General features: G+C 41.5%; 18 protein-coding genes. 15 read left to right on the forward strand and 3 right to left on the reverse strand.

Annotated elements, in window-relative coordinates; genetic code table 11:
• Nucleotides 1-49 precede the first annotated feature (49 nt).
• Nucleotides 50-277, reverse strand: coding sequence for a phosphoenolpyruvate hydrolase family protein (locus GOP56_RS19085; RefSeq protein ID WP_371808001.1), 228 nt, complete (start codon nt 275-277; stop codon nt 50-52).
• A 101-nt stretch (nt 278-378) separates the two neighbouring features.
• On the opposite strand from GOP56_RS19085, the gene pdxK reads away from it, so the two are divergent.
• The 6 genes from pdxK (at nt 379) to GOP56_RS19115 (ending at nt 5,615) form a co-directional block, all read left to right on the forward strand.
• The gene (pdxK, locus tag GOP56_RS19090; RefSeq protein ID WP_003335527.1) at nt 379-1,188 is read left to right on the forward strand and encodes a pyridoxine/pyridoxal/pyridoxamine kinase; all 810 of its coding nucleotides are present in this window, start codon (nt 379-381) and stop codon (nt 1,186-1,188) included.
• A 233-nt stretch (nt 1,189-1,421) separates the two neighbouring features.
• Nucleotides 1,422-2,795 (forward strand): right-handed parallel beta-helix repeat-containing protein, encoded by a 1,374-nt coding sequence (locus tag GOP56_RS19095; RefSeq protein ID WP_163246307.1) that lies wholly within the window; start codon nt 1,422-1,424, stop codon nt 2,793-2,795.
• Nucleotides 2,792-3,496 carry a nitrous oxide reductase accessory protein NosL gene (locus GOP56_RS19100; protein WP_163246308.1) on the forward strand — a complete coding sequence of 235 codons (705 nt, stop codon included), beginning with the start codon at nt 2,792-2,794 and terminating at the stop codon, nt 3,494-3,496. Before GOP56_RS19095 ends, GOP56_RS19100 begins: the two co-directional genes overlap by 4 nt.
• Before the next feature lie 55 nt (nt 3,497-3,551).
• On the forward strand, nt 3,552-4,370 hold the full coding sequence (locus tag GOP56_RS19105) for an ABC transporter permease (RefSeq protein ID WP_003345017.1): 819 nt from the start codon (nt 3,552-3,554) through the stop codon (nt 4,368-4,370).
• Complete coding sequence (locus tag GOP56_RS19110; RefSeq protein ID WP_174250690.1) at nt 4,363-5,175, forward strand: ABC transporter ATP-binding protein; 813 nt, start codon at nt 4,363-4,365, stop codon at nt 5,173-5,175. The genes GOP56_RS19105 and GOP56_RS19110 overlap by 8 nt, the downstream gene beginning before the upstream one ends.
• Nucleotides 5,176-5,207: 32 nt before the next feature.
• Nucleotides 5,208-5,615, forward strand: a complete 408-nt coding sequence (locus GOP56_RS19115) for a FixH family protein (protein ID WP_233882622.1) — start codon at nt 5,208-5,210, stop codon at nt 5,613-5,615.
• A gap of 101 nt (nt 5,616-5,716) precedes the next feature.
• Here the strand turns inward: GOP56_RS19115 and GOP56_RS19120 are convergent, their stop codons facing one another.
• On the reverse strand, nt 5,717-6,280 hold the full coding sequence (locus GOP56_RS19120; protein ID WP_096888133.1) for an LOG family protein: 564 nt from the start codon (nt 6,278-6,280) through the stop codon (nt 5,717-5,719).
• Between the two features lie 113 nt (nt 6,281-6,393).
• Here GOP56_RS19120 and GOP56_RS19125 point away from each other — a divergent pair, with 113 nt between their 5' ends.
• From GOP56_RS19125 to GOP56_RS19165, 9 genes are all read left to right on the forward strand, one after another.
• Nucleotides 6,394-6,723 (forward strand): MazG nucleotide pyrophosphohydrolase domain-containing protein, encoded by a 330-nt coding sequence (locus GOP56_RS19125; RefSeq protein ID WP_003345013.1) that lies wholly within the window; start codon nt 6,394-6,396, stop codon nt 6,721-6,723.
• A gap of 277 nt (nt 6,724-7,000) precedes the next feature.
• Nucleotides 7,001-7,228: a FeoA family protein gene (locus tag GOP56_RS19130; protein ID WP_003335518.1), complete on the forward strand. Its 228-nt coding sequence runs from the start codon at nt 7,001-7,003 to the stop codon at nt 7,226-7,228.
• Nucleotides 7,225-9,243: a ferrous iron transport protein B gene (feoB, locus tag GOP56_RS19135; protein ID WP_163246309.1), complete on the forward strand. Its 2,019-nt coding sequence runs from the start codon at nt 7,225-7,227 to the stop codon at nt 9,241-9,243. The genes GOP56_RS19130 and feoB overlap by 4 nt, the downstream gene beginning before the upstream one ends.
• A gap of 43 nt (nt 9,244-9,286) precedes the next feature.
• Nucleotides 9,287-9,460, forward strand: a complete 174-nt coding sequence (locus GOP56_RS19140; RefSeq protein ID WP_081476755.1) for a FeoB-associated Cys-rich membrane protein — start codon at nt 9,287-9,289, stop codon at nt 9,458-9,460.
• 164 nt (nt 9,461-9,624) lie between these two features.
• The gene (locus GOP56_RS19145; RefSeq protein ID WP_163246310.1) at nt 9,625-10,692 is read left to right on the forward strand and encodes an HD-GYP domain-containing protein; all 1,068 of its coding nucleotides are present in this window, start codon (nt 9,625-9,627) and stop codon (nt 10,690-10,692) included.
• Nucleotides 10,693-11,296: 604 nt separating this feature from the next.
• A complete protein-coding gene (locus tag GOP56_RS19150; protein WP_163246311.1) occupies nt 11,297-13,411 on the forward strand; it encodes an exo-beta-N-acetylmuramidase NamZ domain-containing protein in 2,115 nt (704 codons plus the stop codon).
• 205 nt (nt 13,412-13,616) lie between these two features.
• A complete protein-coding gene (gene motA / locus GOP56_RS19155) occupies nt 13,617-14,420 on the forward strand; it encodes a flagellar motor stator protein MotA (protein WP_003344997.1) in 804 nt (267 codons plus the stop codon).
• The gene (gene motB, locus GOP56_RS19160) at nt 14,413-15,201 is read left to right on the forward strand and encodes a flagellar motor protein MotB (RefSeq protein WP_163246312.1); all 789 of its coding nucleotides are present in this window, start codon (nt 14,413-14,415) and stop codon (nt 15,199-15,201) included. The genes motA and motB overlap by 8 nt, the downstream gene beginning before the upstream one ends.
• A gap of 238 nt (nt 15,202-15,439) precedes the next feature.
• Nucleotides 15,440-15,613 carry a hypothetical protein gene (locus GOP56_RS19165; RefSeq protein ID WP_022586282.1) on the forward strand — a complete coding sequence of 58 codons (174 nt, stop codon included), beginning with the start codon at nt 15,440-15,442 and terminating at the stop codon, nt 15,611-15,613.
• Here GOP56_RS19165 and GOP56_RS19170 read toward each other — a convergent pair.
• Nucleotides 15,610-16,227: a LysE/ArgO family amino acid transporter gene (locus tag GOP56_RS19170; protein ID WP_068793767.1), complete on the reverse strand. Its 618-nt coding sequence runs from the start codon at nt 16,225-16,227 to the stop codon at nt 15,610-15,612. The two genes, GOP56_RS19165 and GOP56_RS19170, sit on opposite strands and share 4 nt — an antisense overlap.
• Nucleotides 16,228-16,317: the final 90 nt, after the last annotated feature.

Below are 16,317 nucleotides of genomic sequence, written 5' to 3' on the forward strand. Positions count from 1 at the left end.
AAACTCTCCTAGCGCTTTGTTGAAGGTGCAGGAGAGTTTTTTTATATGATTATTCCATTATCTTTTTAAATTGGCCCATATTCTCTGTGATGGCAGTTTCCGTAGGGAGACGTTCCATACTGGATGCCCCGAAGAACCGGACAACACCTGTCGTATGTTTTAAGACATAAGTGGCATCCTCTGACGTAGCAATCGGACCACTATGACATAAAACAATAATATCGGGGTTAAGAGGAACCTCCTTACAATATGATCGGAAAGTATACTTCTCTAAAATTTATTCTGTTATGTTGAGAGCATCAGGTTTACAATATAAGAAGAATAGCAATCATACTAGCAGGTATAAAGCAGGAATAGTACAAGGGGGATTTTAAGCACATGACTATGCATAAAGCTCTGACTATCGCGGGTTCAGATTCAAGCGGTGGAGCAGGAATTCAGGCAGACTTAAAAACATTTCAGGAACGCAATGTTTATGGAATGACTTCTATTACAGCATTGGTAGCTATGGATGAAAACTGGGCCCATCTCGTTTATCCGCAACCTCTTGAAGCGATTGAGGCCCAATTGGAAACAACTATGCATTATGTGGGTGTAGATGCCCTGAAGACAGGGATGCTTGCAACAAAAGAAGTAATTGAGCTGGCTGCCCGCAAAATTGCTGAATATAATGTAACGAAGGTTGTTGTTGACCCGGTAATGATTTGCAAAGGGGAAGACACTGTTCTCTTAGATGAGCAAGCTATTAAAGCGATGCGAGAAGAGTTAATCCCAAGAGCAATGGTGGTAACACCTAACTTGCCCGAAGCTGCATTTCTTAGTGGTTTAAAGATTAATACGGTTGAAGATATGAAAGCGGCGGCGAAGAAAATCCATGAGATGGGAGCCAAATATGTCTTGATCAAAGGCGGCGGTCGTCTTGAGGATAGCCAAGCGGTAGATCTTTTGTTTGACGGGGAGTCATTCGAAATCTTAGAAACAGAAAAATTCGATACCACATTTACTCATGGGGCAGGCTGCACATATTCTGCTGCAATTACTGCTGAATTGGCAAAGGGAGCGGAAGTGAAGGATGCTGTTAAAACAGCGAAGGCTTTCATTACAGAAGCGATTCGCCAAGCATTCCCGTTAAACCAACATGTGGGACCAACATGCCATTCTGCTTACCGTGCTGTAGAAGGTAAATAAATCAATTCTGATAAAATAAGCGCTGTCTGAAGGAATGAGACAGGCTTATTTTTTTGCGAGTTTCCTTACTTTTCAGTAAATATTGTCCAATTTATTAAATCTTTACAAAAGGAAGCACATTTGACATACCCCACTAGCCCTTTCGAGTCATGCTGTGTTATAGCGACATATTTATCATAATAATGGCGTGAGTGGATGACTGCGCTTACCATACCCCAAAAAGGAGGGGACTTATGCGGCGACATACAGCTTTCAGGATAGGTAGTTATATTTGCTTGGTTCTGATGCTGGCCTGTTTGGTAGCTAGTGGTTTCATCATACGACCGGCGCAAGCTGAGGAGATGAAAAATGAGTTACAACAACTGATTGATCAGGCTAAGACGGATACGTTTCTCAAAGTGCCAGCAGGAGAATACAGTGGTCCTATCCTGATCACTAAGCCGATTCATGTAGAGGCAGAGGGTACCGTAACTGTACGTAGCCAAGGGGATGCTCCCGTAGTCACCTTGAAAAGTAACCAAGCAAGTCTGCGTGGTCTTACTTTATTAGATGAGCGTCAAGGTGCAGAGACTGCTACGCTAGTAATGGAAGGCAGCCGAAATGTAGTAAAAGAGCTCACGATTGAAACAAAGGGAACAGGTCTTCAGCTACGAAACGGTGAGCATAACCAGATCATTGGTAACAAGATCAAAGGATTGTTGGCGGGAAAAGCTATTCCTACTGGTTTAAATGAAACACGCAGTCCAGGAAAAAAGGGAAATGGAATTGACTTGAAAGAGGCCAACAACAATACCATTATGGGGAATTTGGTTGAAAATATGTTTGACGGTATCTATGTAGAGACCAGTCACAACAACCGTGTGGAGAAAAACATGGTCTACGATTCCCGTTATGGCTATCATCTCATGTTTAGTAATGATGTTACCTTGATACACAATCAGGGCGATCGGAATGTAACTGGCGGTATGGTCATGGGCTCGGACAATGCAATCGTTACAGATAACCGATTCACCAAGCAAAATGAGAGCGTTAACTCGCAAGGTATCCTGCTGTTTGATGTGCAAAAGGCAAGAGTGGAACGTAATTACGTGGAAGGAAACCGCGTTGGGCTTTATGTAGAAGCGGCAGAAAAGAATGAAATTTCCTATAATCAAATATTGCAAAATTACATCGGTTTGCAATTGAAAGAATCGAAAGACAATTCATTTACAGGCAATCATTTTATTGGAAACGTAACTCAGGCAGAGGCTCAAGGCAGTACAGATAACCTTTTGCAGATGAATTATTGGGACAGTGCTCAAAGCGTAGATTTGCAAGGGGATGGTAAGAGCGATTTGTCCTACCGTATTAATCCATTTTTCTTTGCTTTAACAGATCAAGTAGAGGCATTCCAGATTTTCTTTCAATCACCGGGACTATTATTTTTAGAGAGCATGTTTGATGATCATTCTGGCGCATTTTTGCATGATCCACAGCCTTTGATGACGCCAATCGAGCAACAAAACCAAGCACCTACAACTCATTCGCCGATAATCCTTGTGATTAGTGCGATTATGTTTTTAGGAAGCATTTATTTTATCTATTTAATGGGGGTTCGTACAAAATGAAAAAAACACATATGATTTGGGCAAGCATTGCATTGGTTTCCGCTTTAATGACAGGCTGTGGAGGACAGTCAGCACAGCCGGTGGCGATTAATGAAAGCGTTGATAAATGCGATATCTGCAACATGCAAATCGCTGATGATCATAATGCAACGGAAATCATTTTAAAGGATGGAAAAGCACTAAAATTTGATGATATCGGCGATCTGTTTGCTTGGATTAAAAAGAACGGAACTGAAAAAATTGACGTGAAATTCGTGCGTGATTACCACACGAAAGAGTGGATGAATCTAAACGATGCTACTTTTGCTTACGATAAAGAATTTAAAACACCAATGGCTTACGGAGTGTACTCTTTTAAAGATAAGCAATCTGCGGAAGCGTTCGTAAAAGAACAAGGTAAAGGCCAAATCCTGACAGCGGATCAGCTTAACAGCCATAATTGGGAAATGAATATGGATCAAATGGAGCATCACGGTGATAAGAAGCATCATGGTGATATGGAGCATAAAGAGGGAGACAGGGCTGGCGAACATTCACAACAGCACGATGCAGGTAAAGCTGAGGGGCATTCAACACAACAACATGATGCAGGTAAAACTGAGGGGCATTCAACACAACAGCACGATGCAGGTAAAAGCGCAGGCGAACACAATGGTTCTACTCCATCCACTGAAACACCAGCTAGTGGAGCAGGGCACTAGGACGATTTGTTAAAGCGCACTTGCCCGAGGGACTACAGATAGAGGAAGTGTTGATATGCAAGCTATCCATATCGCCAAGCGGGAAATACAGATTGGATTTCGCAATCCGTGGGCCTATTCATTCTTAGCCCTCTTCTCGCTATTTAGCCTAGCTTTGTTGTTGATTCAAGCCCAAGCCTATATGGAGGGGTATACCCATACGACAGGAGCTATGCTTAATTTAATCTTATATTTATTACCACTGATGACGTTGCTGCTTGGTTCCTTTTCTATTACTTCGGAAAAGGAAGAAGGAAGCTGGCAGTTACTTTCTACATATCCGCTCTCTACATCCGCGTTTCTTGGTGGGAAATATCTGGGGCTAGCTGCTGTTTTAATTGCGATTATCAGTTTTGGATATGGCCTATCTGGATTGGTAGGAGCTTTGTTTGGCAAAGGCTTTACGCTTTCACTGTTACTGTTTTTCTTCCTTTTTTCTATCTTATTAATCTTGCTGTTTTTAGGGATTGCCGTATGGATCGGAACCTTCTGTCAGAATCGTTGGCAGGCTTTAACGGTTGGTGTTAGCATTTGGTTCTTGTTTATTTTAGCTTGGCCTACCCTATTGATCTCCGTTTTGGGCTGGTTGCCTTATCAAGCAATTAAGCCTGCGGTGCAAATTTTAACCATATTAAATCCAGCCGAATTAGTTCGTATTTTTATGGTCATTAAAATGGGGGGCGGCTCTATTTTTGGTCCCGAGTACTACCAATGGGTAGACTGGTTAAAGACCAGTATGGGTACGACTTTGTTCGCTGTTTTTTGCCTGCTTTGGGTGGTATTGATGATGGCTGGATCTATCTTGGCCTGGGAAAGAAGGAGATACCGTGGGTAGCAGATCTGAAGCAGTAAATAAAGTGGTAGATGCGCATGATGTAAAATCTAGTGCATCGAAAAAGGAACGTTTACTTATTAAGGGTGTGAGTAAACGGATCAAACAGCAAACATTAGTTGAACCATTTGAGCTTTCGATGGATGCTGGTGAGATCGTGGCATTATGTGGCGGCAATGGAGCGGGGAAGAGTACTATTTTACGGATGATCGTAGGCATTACACAGCCGTCTGAAGGTAACATTACTGTAAATGGCATGAGCTGGAAGGAAAATCGCACTGAGTATTCTAACCAGATCGGCTATATGCCCGATCAGTTCAACTTCGGTAATGGACTGACAGCTTGGGAGACTTTACAATTTTATGCTTCCTTGCGTAAAATTAATGTGACAAGAACCGAAGAAGTGCTCGACTTAGTTGGCCTTACGGATGTACAAGACAAACGTGTCAGCACGTTCTCAAAAGGAATGCAGCAGCGCTTGTTATTTGCGCAGGCTATATTGGCAAAGCCAGCCTTGGTGGTCCTAGACGAGCCTACCAACGGACTTGATCCTTATTGGATGGAAGAGTTTGTCCAGTTAGTTCAACAAATTAAGCGAGAAGGAAGTAGTGTTATTTTTTCTACGCATCAGCTTAATATTGCGGAACTGGCGTGTGATCGAGCTATCTTTTTACAAAAAGGACGCATTATACAGCAAGGAAGTGTAGAGCACTTTCAACAAAAATACGGAACTCTCGGTTTACAAGGAGCGTTCGCAGAAATCTTTCCATTTGGACAACGTGCGGGGCAGGAGATAAAGCTAAGCTAGTCACACTTTGCCAGCAAAAGAGTACTGAAGGGATGAAAGGGTTGAAAGTGATGGGAAATCCCCAAAACAGGAAAGGAAGCCTGCTTTCCCTCTTCATTCTCATCCTATGCGTATTAGCGCTAGTTGGGTGTGAACCAAGAGGGCCTAAACCAGATATAACAGCAGAATTTAGCAGTGAACCAGCACCTCCTAAGGTAGGAGAGCAAACGATTTTAACTGCCAAATTGGGTGGGCTTGAGAATTATGATGAGGTGTATGTCGATATCGAATTAAAATTGGAGGGGCAACGTACACGCGAGCTAGTGAAAGCTAAGCAGGGAGAGAAGGCGGTATATGCGGCCAAGCAAAAGTTCTCTAAACCTGGCACGTACGATGTGACTGTCCATGTCTATACACCCCAACTGCACGAAACAGTCATGAAGAAGATTACAGTGGAATAAGACTGACAGTGTTAGAAGGAAATCAAGAATAGAGATAAAGGGAGAAGGGAAGGCGATGGTAGCCCTCCCTTTTTTATTGCTGAAAGATTACAGAATTACAACTAATATGTTTTAACAGTTGGGGCCTGATACGTTTCAAACTGATCCAGTAAAGCCTTGGCATCTGAATCCACGATGCTCATGGAGCGATATTTTGCCTGTAAGAACTGCTCTGTTACCATGTGGTCAAATAGAGCGAGTAGCGGATCATAGTAGTGATTAATATTGAGAAGACCCAGAGGCTTTTGATGGATTCCAATTTGGGCCCAAGTAAAGATCTCGAAAAATTCCTCTAACGTACCAGGACCCCCTGGTAACGCAATAAATCCATCTGCTAGTTCTGCCATTTTGGCTTTTCTCTCATGCATGGAATCCACAATGAAAAGCTTTGTTACATGCTGATGAGAGATTTCCCGTTCTATGAGCAGCTTAGGCATGACGCCGATTACCTCGCCGCCCTCCTCTAACACTGTGTCAGCGACTGTGCCCATAATTCCAACGCTTGCCCCGCCGTAAACCAATGAAATGCCTCGTTTAGCCAATTCTTTGCCTAATTGGACAGCCCCTTCCCGATAAGCCGATGATGCTCCATTACTTGAACCACAGAAAACAGCTAGACGTTTCAATGCAAGTACCTCCATTCAGTTCGTACCAATTGTGTAGGGTTGTATTGTCATGTAACATTATATAGAATTTTTAGATAAACGTAAGCAATAGTTTGAGTAAGGAGGCTGCTAGATTGAACATCGTAGAATTTCAAAAATGGGTCAAGGATTATTATGAACAAAGAGGATGGTCGGAGTTAGATATTTTTATTCGCATCGGTTTTCTGGCAGAAGAAATGGGCGAGGTAGCAAGGGCGATCAGAGCTCTGGAAATTGGGAGAGATCGGCCGGATGAAAAGATAGGAACCATGATAGAAAAAAAACAAGAGTTAACAGAAGAACTAGGGGATGTGCTTGGGAACCTCATCGTCATTGCGAACAAGTATGATATTGCCCTTGAAGAGATTTTTCAATCTCATCGTGAGAAACTGCAAAAACGTTATGCACAGCATGAGAAATCCTAAGCGTATTTTCCGCTACATATTTTGGGCTTGCTAGCTCCTATGGGCTGGTAAGCCTATTTTTTTAATCCGCCTTCATGCTATCTTATCCTACCTTTTATCTTTTATCTAAAAAAGATACCTCAGTTGTTAAGAAAGTAAATTATGCTAGGTGTAGTGATTTATTTCACATTAAATCTACTAGATGTCAACTATAATACAACTAGATTGATAATGATTATCGTTTCGGATTGAAATACAGCTCTATAGGAACACAGCTTTAAGGACGAGGTGATAGGTAATGGTACTAGCAGATGTTAAAGCGGGGATTTCCGCTAGAATCGTAGATATTACTCAAGTGAGCGCTCTAGTGAGGCGGCGCTTAATCGATTTGGACATTATGGAAGGAACGGTTGTCCGCATAAAAAAAATACTGCCATTTGGCGGTCCATATACATTGGAAGCAGGAGGTCAAATTATCGGGATTAGACGAAATGAAGCCAAACAGATAAAGGTCGTGTGTGAATGATTACGATTGCTCTTGCAGGTAACCCAAATACGGGGAAGACCACACTATTTAACATCCTGACCGGCTCATATGAATACGTAGGAAACTGGCCCGGTGTAACTGTTGAGAAAAAGATAGGCTTGCTCCGTAACAAACAAGGTCGGCTGATTGATTTACCAGGAATCTATTCATTGAATCCTCTGTCCAAGGACGAGGGTGTGGCCACTCAATATTTAGTAGATCACCATCCGGACGTGCTTTTAAATATTGTAGATGCCTCGCAATTAGAACGGAATCTGTATTTAACCGTACAGCTATTGGAATACGGAGCACCCATGGTGATTGGACTAAATATGACAGATGTTGCAAAAGCTAGAGGCTTTGCCATTGATGAGACAAAGCTAGCTGAGAAGCTCCAATGCTCAGTCCTGCCGATTGTTGCCCGTACAGGGGCTGGATGCCAGCAGCTAGCTGATAGCTTTAGTCAAGTAGTCCAAAAACCAAATCGTCCGTTTCATGTAAATTATGGAGAAGTACTTGAGGAAACAATCACTACGCTTGTGGAATTATTGCCGGCAAGCTTGGAACAGCTACCTCCGAAACGTTGGTTAGCTCTGCAATTTTTAGAAGGCAACCAATTAGTGTCTGACTTGTTGGAGAAATATGTATCAAGAGCCCGATTAGAAGAGATTTACAAGCAAGCAGAAGCGAACATCAAAAAAATGGAGAGTTTCCAAAACTGTACACTCCAGCAATATATACGCAAAGTGCGCAGTACCCTTATTCATGACATGATCTCTAGTTGCAGGGAACAGGTAAGACAGGTGGAGAAAACCTGGACGGATCGCATTGACTCCTTTTTAACACATAAATTTTTAGGCTTGCCTATCTTTTTATTGTTTATGTATCTCACCTTTAAATTAACATTTGAATGGATTGGAGCGCCGATATCTGATGCCTTCGATGATTTCCTGGGAGGGCCATTTACGGATTGGCTGCGAGCTACCTTGGAGGGAGTCGGAGTTTCTGAATTCTTGCAAGCAGCTCTACTAGATGGTGTTGTTGCCGGAGTCGGAGGCGTGCTTGTTTTTATTCCGCAGATTTTTGTATTATTTTTCCTTATCTCCCTTATCGAGGACTCTGGCTATATGGCACGGGTTGCCATGGTCATGGATAAAATTATGGAGATGATTGGGTTAAACGGAAAAGCTTTTATTCCCATGATTATCGGTTTTGGCTGTAATGTACCGGGAGTCATGGCGGCACGTTCAATTGAACAGCCCAAGGAACGACTTTTAACCATTTTGTTAACACCTCTTATGTCGTGTTCGGCTCGCTTACCGATCTATAGTTTATTTGTTGGAACGTTCTTTGTAGCTAATCAAGCCATTATTGTCTTGTCTATCTATGTATTAGGTATTGTTTTATCGCTCTTATTAGCAAAATTATTTTCTTCTACTGTATTAAAGCAGGAAGGCTCTATGTTTATTATTGAGCTGCCTCCTTATCGAATACCACAAGGACGTACCTTATTTCGTAGCACGTGGGAAAAAGGAAAGGGATTCATTCGAAAAGCGGGAACCTTCATTTTTGGAGGATCGATTGTCATTTGGTTCTTGAGCTATGCTGGTCCAGCAGGGCTTGATGTAGAGCTTAACGATAGCTTCCTTGCGATGATTGGCGGAGGATTGGCGCCACTGCTAATACCGCTTGGCTTTGGAACGTGGCAAGCGGGGGCTGCCCTCATTACGGGCTTCTTAGCAAAAGAAGTAGTAGTGTCTACGATGAATATTATTTATGCGGCACCAGATGATCATACACTACAGGCTGTCATTCAAACACATTACTCCTCTTTAAGCGCTTATAGTTTTATGGTTTTCGTTCTCTTGTATGTTCCATGCTTGGCAACAGTAGCTGTGATTAAAAAAGAAACAGGTTCTACTAAATGGACATGGTTCTCTGTGCTTTATGGACTTGGTATTGCCTATGTAGTATCGTTCATTATCTATCAGGTAGGGACATTGCTCGGATTTTAGATAATGAAAGAAGCCACAGAAGGGATGGACAATGATGCTTAACATGATACTTAATATTGTGATTGGAACGTTCATTTTTGGTTATGCAGCGTGGACCTTGTGGCGATATGTTCAGAAGAGTAAAAAGGGGAAATGTGCTGGATGCAGTCAGGAGAAAAAATGCTCATCCGCGTGCTGTTCGCCTGATTCAATCCAACAGAAGCATACTCCAAGATAGATCATAAAAAATTTGATGATTTTATAGAAAAAAGCTGGAAGCTCATTACAAGGAGCCCAGCTTTTTGTTGTTTTTATTATTCTATTTCTCAGAAAAATATTTCACTAGTTACTATATTTTGCCGATATTTGTAAAGAGGATACAAAAAAGGGGGGGAAAGGGCGTTGGTTCAAGTACATATGGATCTTAGTTTAGAGGGAAGAGTGCTGGCGGAGGATATCTATAACGCATATGGTGTGCTTCTTTTATCCAAAGGCACCGTGTTAACCTCCAAAGAAATCGCTAAATTAAAAGGAAATGGCTTTCAGTCGGTTAACGTAAAAGAGATCCCACACAATCAAGAGGACGATCGTTACCTACGTAAGCAATTTCAGCAAATTTCGGCTAATAAGCACTTGGTTGAAACCTATATGAATGCCACGCAAACCTTAAAGAGCTTATATACCTCTGTTACACACCAGTACATGCCGCCCATCCATGAATTTGAACAACTATATGAAACATTACGTGACCAAGTGATAAGCCAAAGGGATTTGTTTCGCTCATTGTATCTACTAGAAGGGTCAGAAAATTACACGTATCGACATTCTATTAATGTTGGCATTTTATCGGCTATCATTGCTAATCTGGTCGGCATGCCCCAAGAAGAAGTAGAGATGATGGGGGTTGCTGGTTTATTACATGATATTGGGAAAATGCTGGTTCCGTCAAAAATCGTAATGAAGCCAGATCGGCTGACGGAGGACGAATTTGAAATCATGAAGCTTCACACGGTGTACGGGCATGATTTGTTCCAGAAATCCGGGGAATTTCCCGACGTTTTTGCTCAAATTGCTCTGCTGCACCATGAAAGAATGGATGGCAGTGGATATCCTGAGCAACGTATAGGCGATGACATCCCCTTATCCTGTCAGATCGTAGCCATCGCTGATATGTTTGACGCAATTTGCTCTGATCGAATTTATAAAGAACGTACATCACCGTTTGAAGCAGCTCAATTACTATGGAACGATGCATGCACAGGAAAATTAAATCCCAAAATTGTCTCTACCTTTATGCAGTCGATTATCTCGATGTATATCGGAAGTCGTGCCCTGCTTAGTAATGGTGACGAGGTAGAAATTGTCCTCATAAATGCAGACGAGCCCATGCGACCACTAGTGCGAAAAGGAACAGAATATTTCGATTTAAGAAACAAGCGAGATCTACATTTACAAAAAATGATTTTGTAAGTGGGAATCTTCCATCATCGAAAAATCCTAAACCGAATGAAGACCCGTCTGCTTTTTCAGGAGTCGGGTTTTTTGCTGGAGGTAACAGCGGCTGAATCAGCGTTCATCCATAATTATTTACAATAAAAAGAGTGCAATACGTGTGATATCCAGCGTGCAGACGAATCGAGAAAGCTTGTCGTACCGAGCATACGCTTCTCAATACGCTAGCCCAAAATAATAGCAATATGACGATTGCTTTCATATATTTTACCAAGGGAAACACTGTTGTCGTTACCTAAAAAAACTGGTTTATTCCAAAAAGGAGTGTTCTCAATGTTAGAGGAGCGTTATGAAAGGTTTGCCATTATTGTTTTAATGATTGTTTGCTGCTTTGTTGGACTGTAACTAGCAAAAAACGACTGAATGATGATGTCAAAATCAGTCGTTTGTTACTAGTTTTTGATCAGATTTTTCAACAAAATAATACGTTTTACCCAAGTTTTACATCAATCGACTTATTTTTTCATACTAGATGAAACTATTTGTTAAAAAGAGAGTCTCATTTATATAGAAATTTATTTATATATTTCGCAATTATTTCGTAGGAAGGAATTTATAAATTATGCGCAAAGGTATACTTTTTCTCACGTGTCTGATTATGCTGATGTTCGTCTCAGATCGAAATTCCTACGCGAATCCACCGAGTATCAGGCTAGGTGATGATGTCCTAATCTCGAAATATCATCATCTTATTGATGGGAAAAGGATTGGGTTGGTTACCAACCAAACGGGAATAAATAGTCAGGGACAAAGCATCATAGATGTTCTGGCCAAATATCATAATGCCACCTTAGCGGCTCTATATGGTCCAGAGCATGGAATTGATGGGCAGGCTCGGGCTGGTGCCTATGTGGAATCTTATATACATAAAGATTGGAATATTCCCGTCTATAGTTTATATGGTAAAACTAGAAAACCAACCGCCAATATGCTAAAAAATGTTGATGTTTTGGTATTTGATTTGCAAGATATCGGAGCGAGAAGCTACACGTATATATCCACGTTACATGATGTGATGGAAGCGGCTCGTGAACATAAAAAGCCGCTAATTGTTCTGGATCGTCCTAATCCGTTAGGTGGAAAAATTGTGGATGGTCCAGTCCAAACACCTCCCTATCTAAGTTTTGTTGGTGTGGACGAGCTACCATTGGCACATGGAATGACGATAGGGGAGCTAGCACAGTTTTTTAATAGAAAAATGGGTGTTCATCTTACCATTATCCCCATGGATTACTATGCAAGAGGGATGATTTTTCAGGATACAGGCCTTAAATGGGTGAAAAGCTCTCCGCAGGTTCCTAACCTAGCTTCTGTCTTTGGTTATCTAGCAACAGGGCTTGGAGAGGGAATCGGCTTACAGCATAGCGATAACTTTAAATGGGTAGGCGCAGAGGGAATCCAAGCTAACCAGCTTGCTAAGATGTTAAATGATGCAGATTTACCGGGGGTTGTGTTTGTTCCTGAGACCAAAGGGTTTGCTGGTGGTGTTCGTTTGCAAATTATCGATTACCATGCTTTTAATCCGGCACGCACAGGGATGTATGTCTTGGCATACGCTAACCAACTAACCTCATCTGTTATGAAAAATCAAGATAAACGGTTCAATTCAGAGCAATTTGACAAAATAATGGGAAGCAGCGAACTTCGAAAAGCTTTAGCGCGTAAGGCTTCGCCAGAAGAACTCGAAGCATTGTACGCTCCAATGGTTAATTCCTTTAAAATGGAACGCTTGCCTTATTTAATTTACGAGGATATTGGCAAGGAGTATATGGGAGCAATTGTCGATTCAGGTAAAAAGGTAACAGTGGAACCAAAACCGGATACAACGAGTCCAGAACCAACCCCAGAACCAAAGCCAAAACCAGAGTCAAAACCAGAACCGAATACAACGAAACCGGTGACAAAGCCTAACCCAAAACCTGATGTAACGACACCAGTACCAGGTACAGAAACAAAACCAAATCCGAATCCAACAACATCAGGACAAAAACCTGACACGACAGCAACGAAACCGGTATCCTCTCAAAAGGTAGCACATCTTACCTTTGATGATGGACCATCTAATGTTACGGTCCAAATTCTGGATGTTTTGAAGCAACACAATATTAAGGCAACATTCTTTGTTTTAGGGCGCAATGTTAAAGGAAATGAAGCAATTTTACGCAGAATGCTAGCAGAAGGACATACCATTGGTAACCATACGCATTCCCATGATTACAATAAAATTTATAAAAATCCGCAAGCATTCTTTACTGATCTAAAACAATCCGAAGCAGAAATCCAAAAAATCACAGGGGAAAAACCAACCATGATTCGTTTCCCTGGTGGTAGTAATAATGGTGTTAGTAAGAAAGCGCAAGATACCACAATCTATGGAGCCAACAAATGGGTCATGAATGATATTGTGAAAGAAGTGAAAAATCAAGGATATACCTACTTTGATTGGAATGTTAGCTCCGGTGATGCTAGATCGAATAGCTATACCCCTCAAGAAGTCATCAGAAATGTGAAGAATGGCAGTGCAAACAAACATGAGGTGGTTATCCTGATGCATGATACCAAGGCAAAAGAAAGCACATTGAAAGCTTTGCCACAGGTCATTGCTGATTTGAAGAAACAAGGATTTACATTCGAGGCTCTACAACCAACAAGTAAGACTGTTCAATTTTTAAAATAAACCATCCGAAAAAACTCTAGGATCGATGTGGAAACATCCCTAGGGTTTTTCTATCTTTAAAAAGGAAAAAAACGGCTGAAACGTGAACATGAATGTATTTATAACGGAAAAATGTGGTTATCTAACAAGTTATACTCATACTTACCGGCTTGTTTACCGAAATAAGAAATAGGGATATTATTTTCGGGGAATAGGGAGTGTCTTGATGGATAAGTCTTCTGTAATAGGAATTATTCTTGGGTTTGTGGCTGTCTTTGTTGGGATGGTCTTAAAGGGAGCCAGTATTAGTTCTCTAGTTAACCCTGCTGCTTTTCTAATCATTATTGCTGGAACGGTTGCTACTATTTTTGTAGGCTTCCCTATGGTAGAAGTAAAAAGGATTCCCAAAATCATGAAAGTCCTTTTTACCAATCAACAGGAAGCTGATAAGCGTGAACTGATAAGCCAATTCATGACGTGGGCAGGCATTGCCAGACGTGAAGGGTTGCTAGCTTTGGAAAATACAGCTGATGAGATTCAGGACCCGTTTTTACGCAATGGCATGAAGATGATTATTGATGGTGGAGAGCCTGAATTTGTTCGCGATGTACTTGATGAAGAAATCAGTGCAATGGAAGAACGTCATCATAGCGGTGCGCTTATCTTTACCCAAGCAGGTACATATGCTCCAACGCTAGGGGTTTTAGGGGCGGTTATTGGTTTGATCGCGGCCTTGGGGAATCTTGCTGACGTAGAGGCATTAGGACACTCTATCGCGGCAGCCTTCGTAGCAACCTTGCTAGGTATTTTCACAGGTTACGTTATATGGCATCCCTTTGCTAACAAATTGAAACGTAAATCACAACGAGAAGTTGAAGTAAAACGTATTATGATTGAAGGATTACTATCCATTCAGGCGGGGGTTTCTCCGACTGCTATCGAGCAAAAACTACTGGTTTACATCCCAGTTGTTGAACGCCAAGCAGTGAAAGAGGGATCTAGCGAGGAGGGAGTCGGCGTTAATGGCTAAACGCAAAAAGAAGCATGAAGAGCATATTGATGAAACATGGCTCATTCCTTATTCGGATTTGCTAACCTTGCTATTAGCCCTCTTTATCGTATTGTTTGCGGCTAGTTCCGTAGATGCTAAGAAGTTTAGCCAATTAGCTGGATCGTTTAATGCAGCTCTGAATGGTGGAGTCAGTGTACTAGATTTTCCTTCACCGGTTGAGCCAATCAACTCAGAAGAGCAATCCCTTATGAAGCCTGGGGGAAATGAGCAGGTTGTTGACAAGACCAAGTATGAACAACAAATGAAATATCTACAGGAAACAGAGAAGCTTGACCAGCTAAAAAAACAGTTGGATAGTTATTTGAAAGAGAATAATCTTACAGGCAAATTGCACACGAAGGTCACCGATGAAGGATTGCTAATTACAATTATGGACAACGCCCTTTTTGCATCAGGCAGTGCAAAGGTGAAACCGGAAGCAAGGAATTTGGCAGCTGAGATTTCTAAGCTGTTAGAGCCAGATGGAAGACGAGTAACAGTGTCTGGTCATACGGATAATGTACCAATAAGAAACAGTCGATTTGAATCTAACTGGCATCTCAGTTCTGCGCGTGCTATGAATTTTATGACCATCCTATTGGAAAACAAAAAGCTAGATCCAAGTAAGTTTAGCGCACGTGCATTTGGTGAATTCCAGCCAGTAGCTTCCAATAAGACGAATGACGGTCGCGCAACGAACCGTCGTGTAGAAGTGGCGATTCTGCGTAATTTCGAGAAAAACAGTCAAATAACAAAATAAGCTCGTATCGGAATTCAATATGAGTTTGTTAAAAAAGGCCGGTTTATGACGGCCTTTTTTATTTGATCATGTGATGCAAAGCTAGGTGGGTAAAAAATCTTGTATCCCTAAACCTTTTTGAATAACCTTTTATGGAATTTTATGAATACGGATAGCAATCTTCTGCTATTCTATAAAACATGAAGAGTTTACCATTCAATGATGTAATGAATATGGTTCCACTGATAGGGGAGGAGTTATGAACAGTATTTGGTGGTTGCTACTCATTCTATTCATAATTGGCATGCTTTATCATCTCTATCAGATACGCCATGATAAGAAGAGTACATTTGCAAAAGAAGCCCTGTTTCTATTTTACTTAATAAGCTCGTTGCAGCTATTGATCTTTCTTCTATTTGCTGTGCTGCACTAGCTAGAGAGCCCGGAGTAAATGAGATAGGCAGAGGCCAGCCAGATAAGAATAGCTGCCAGTTTATTAATAACAAGCATGATTCGACCAGTATTATCTACTTTGCCTAGCATCCTACCTGCCCACGCTAGAGATAAGAACCACATCCACGAAATAAGTATACATGCCACCGTAAAGGCCACTTTCTCATGACCAGTATAGGCTGTTGAACTGGTTCCAATTACACCAATCGTATCCATAATGGCATGCGGATTTAAAAGTGAGACAGATGCTGCGAACATGACCTGCTTTCGCCACGTAAAAGAAGCATGGGTAGTCACGTTCGCCGCGATGGTCGTTGATCTCCAAGTCATATACCCCAAGTATAGCAAGAAGCAAGCTCCCACTACTACTAAAGCCGTTTTTAACCATACAATTTTCCACAATAGCATGGATACTCCTAAAACTGCGAGTAAGGTCAGAAGCGTATCGCAAATACTAGCTGTAATAATCGAAGGTAGGGCTCGGGTAAACTTCTTATGGGCGGCTCCTTGATTAAAAATAAAGATGTTTTGTACGCCTAAGGGTAAGATTAGTCCAAATGCTAGTACCATGCCATGTAACCAAGCGAGTACCATAATGATCACCTCTTTTTCTTTATTTGTATCTTACCTGGAGGAATTTCTACTGTCTGCATCCAATTGGTTGGTTGATCACCCAACCAAGTT

The sequence above is a fragment of the Brevibacillus sp. 7WMA2 genome, from assembly GCF_010748895.1.
Taxonomy (GTDB): domain Bacteria; phylum Bacillota; class Bacilli; order Brevibacillales; family Brevibacillaceae; genus Brevibacillus_B; species Brevibacillus_B halotolerans.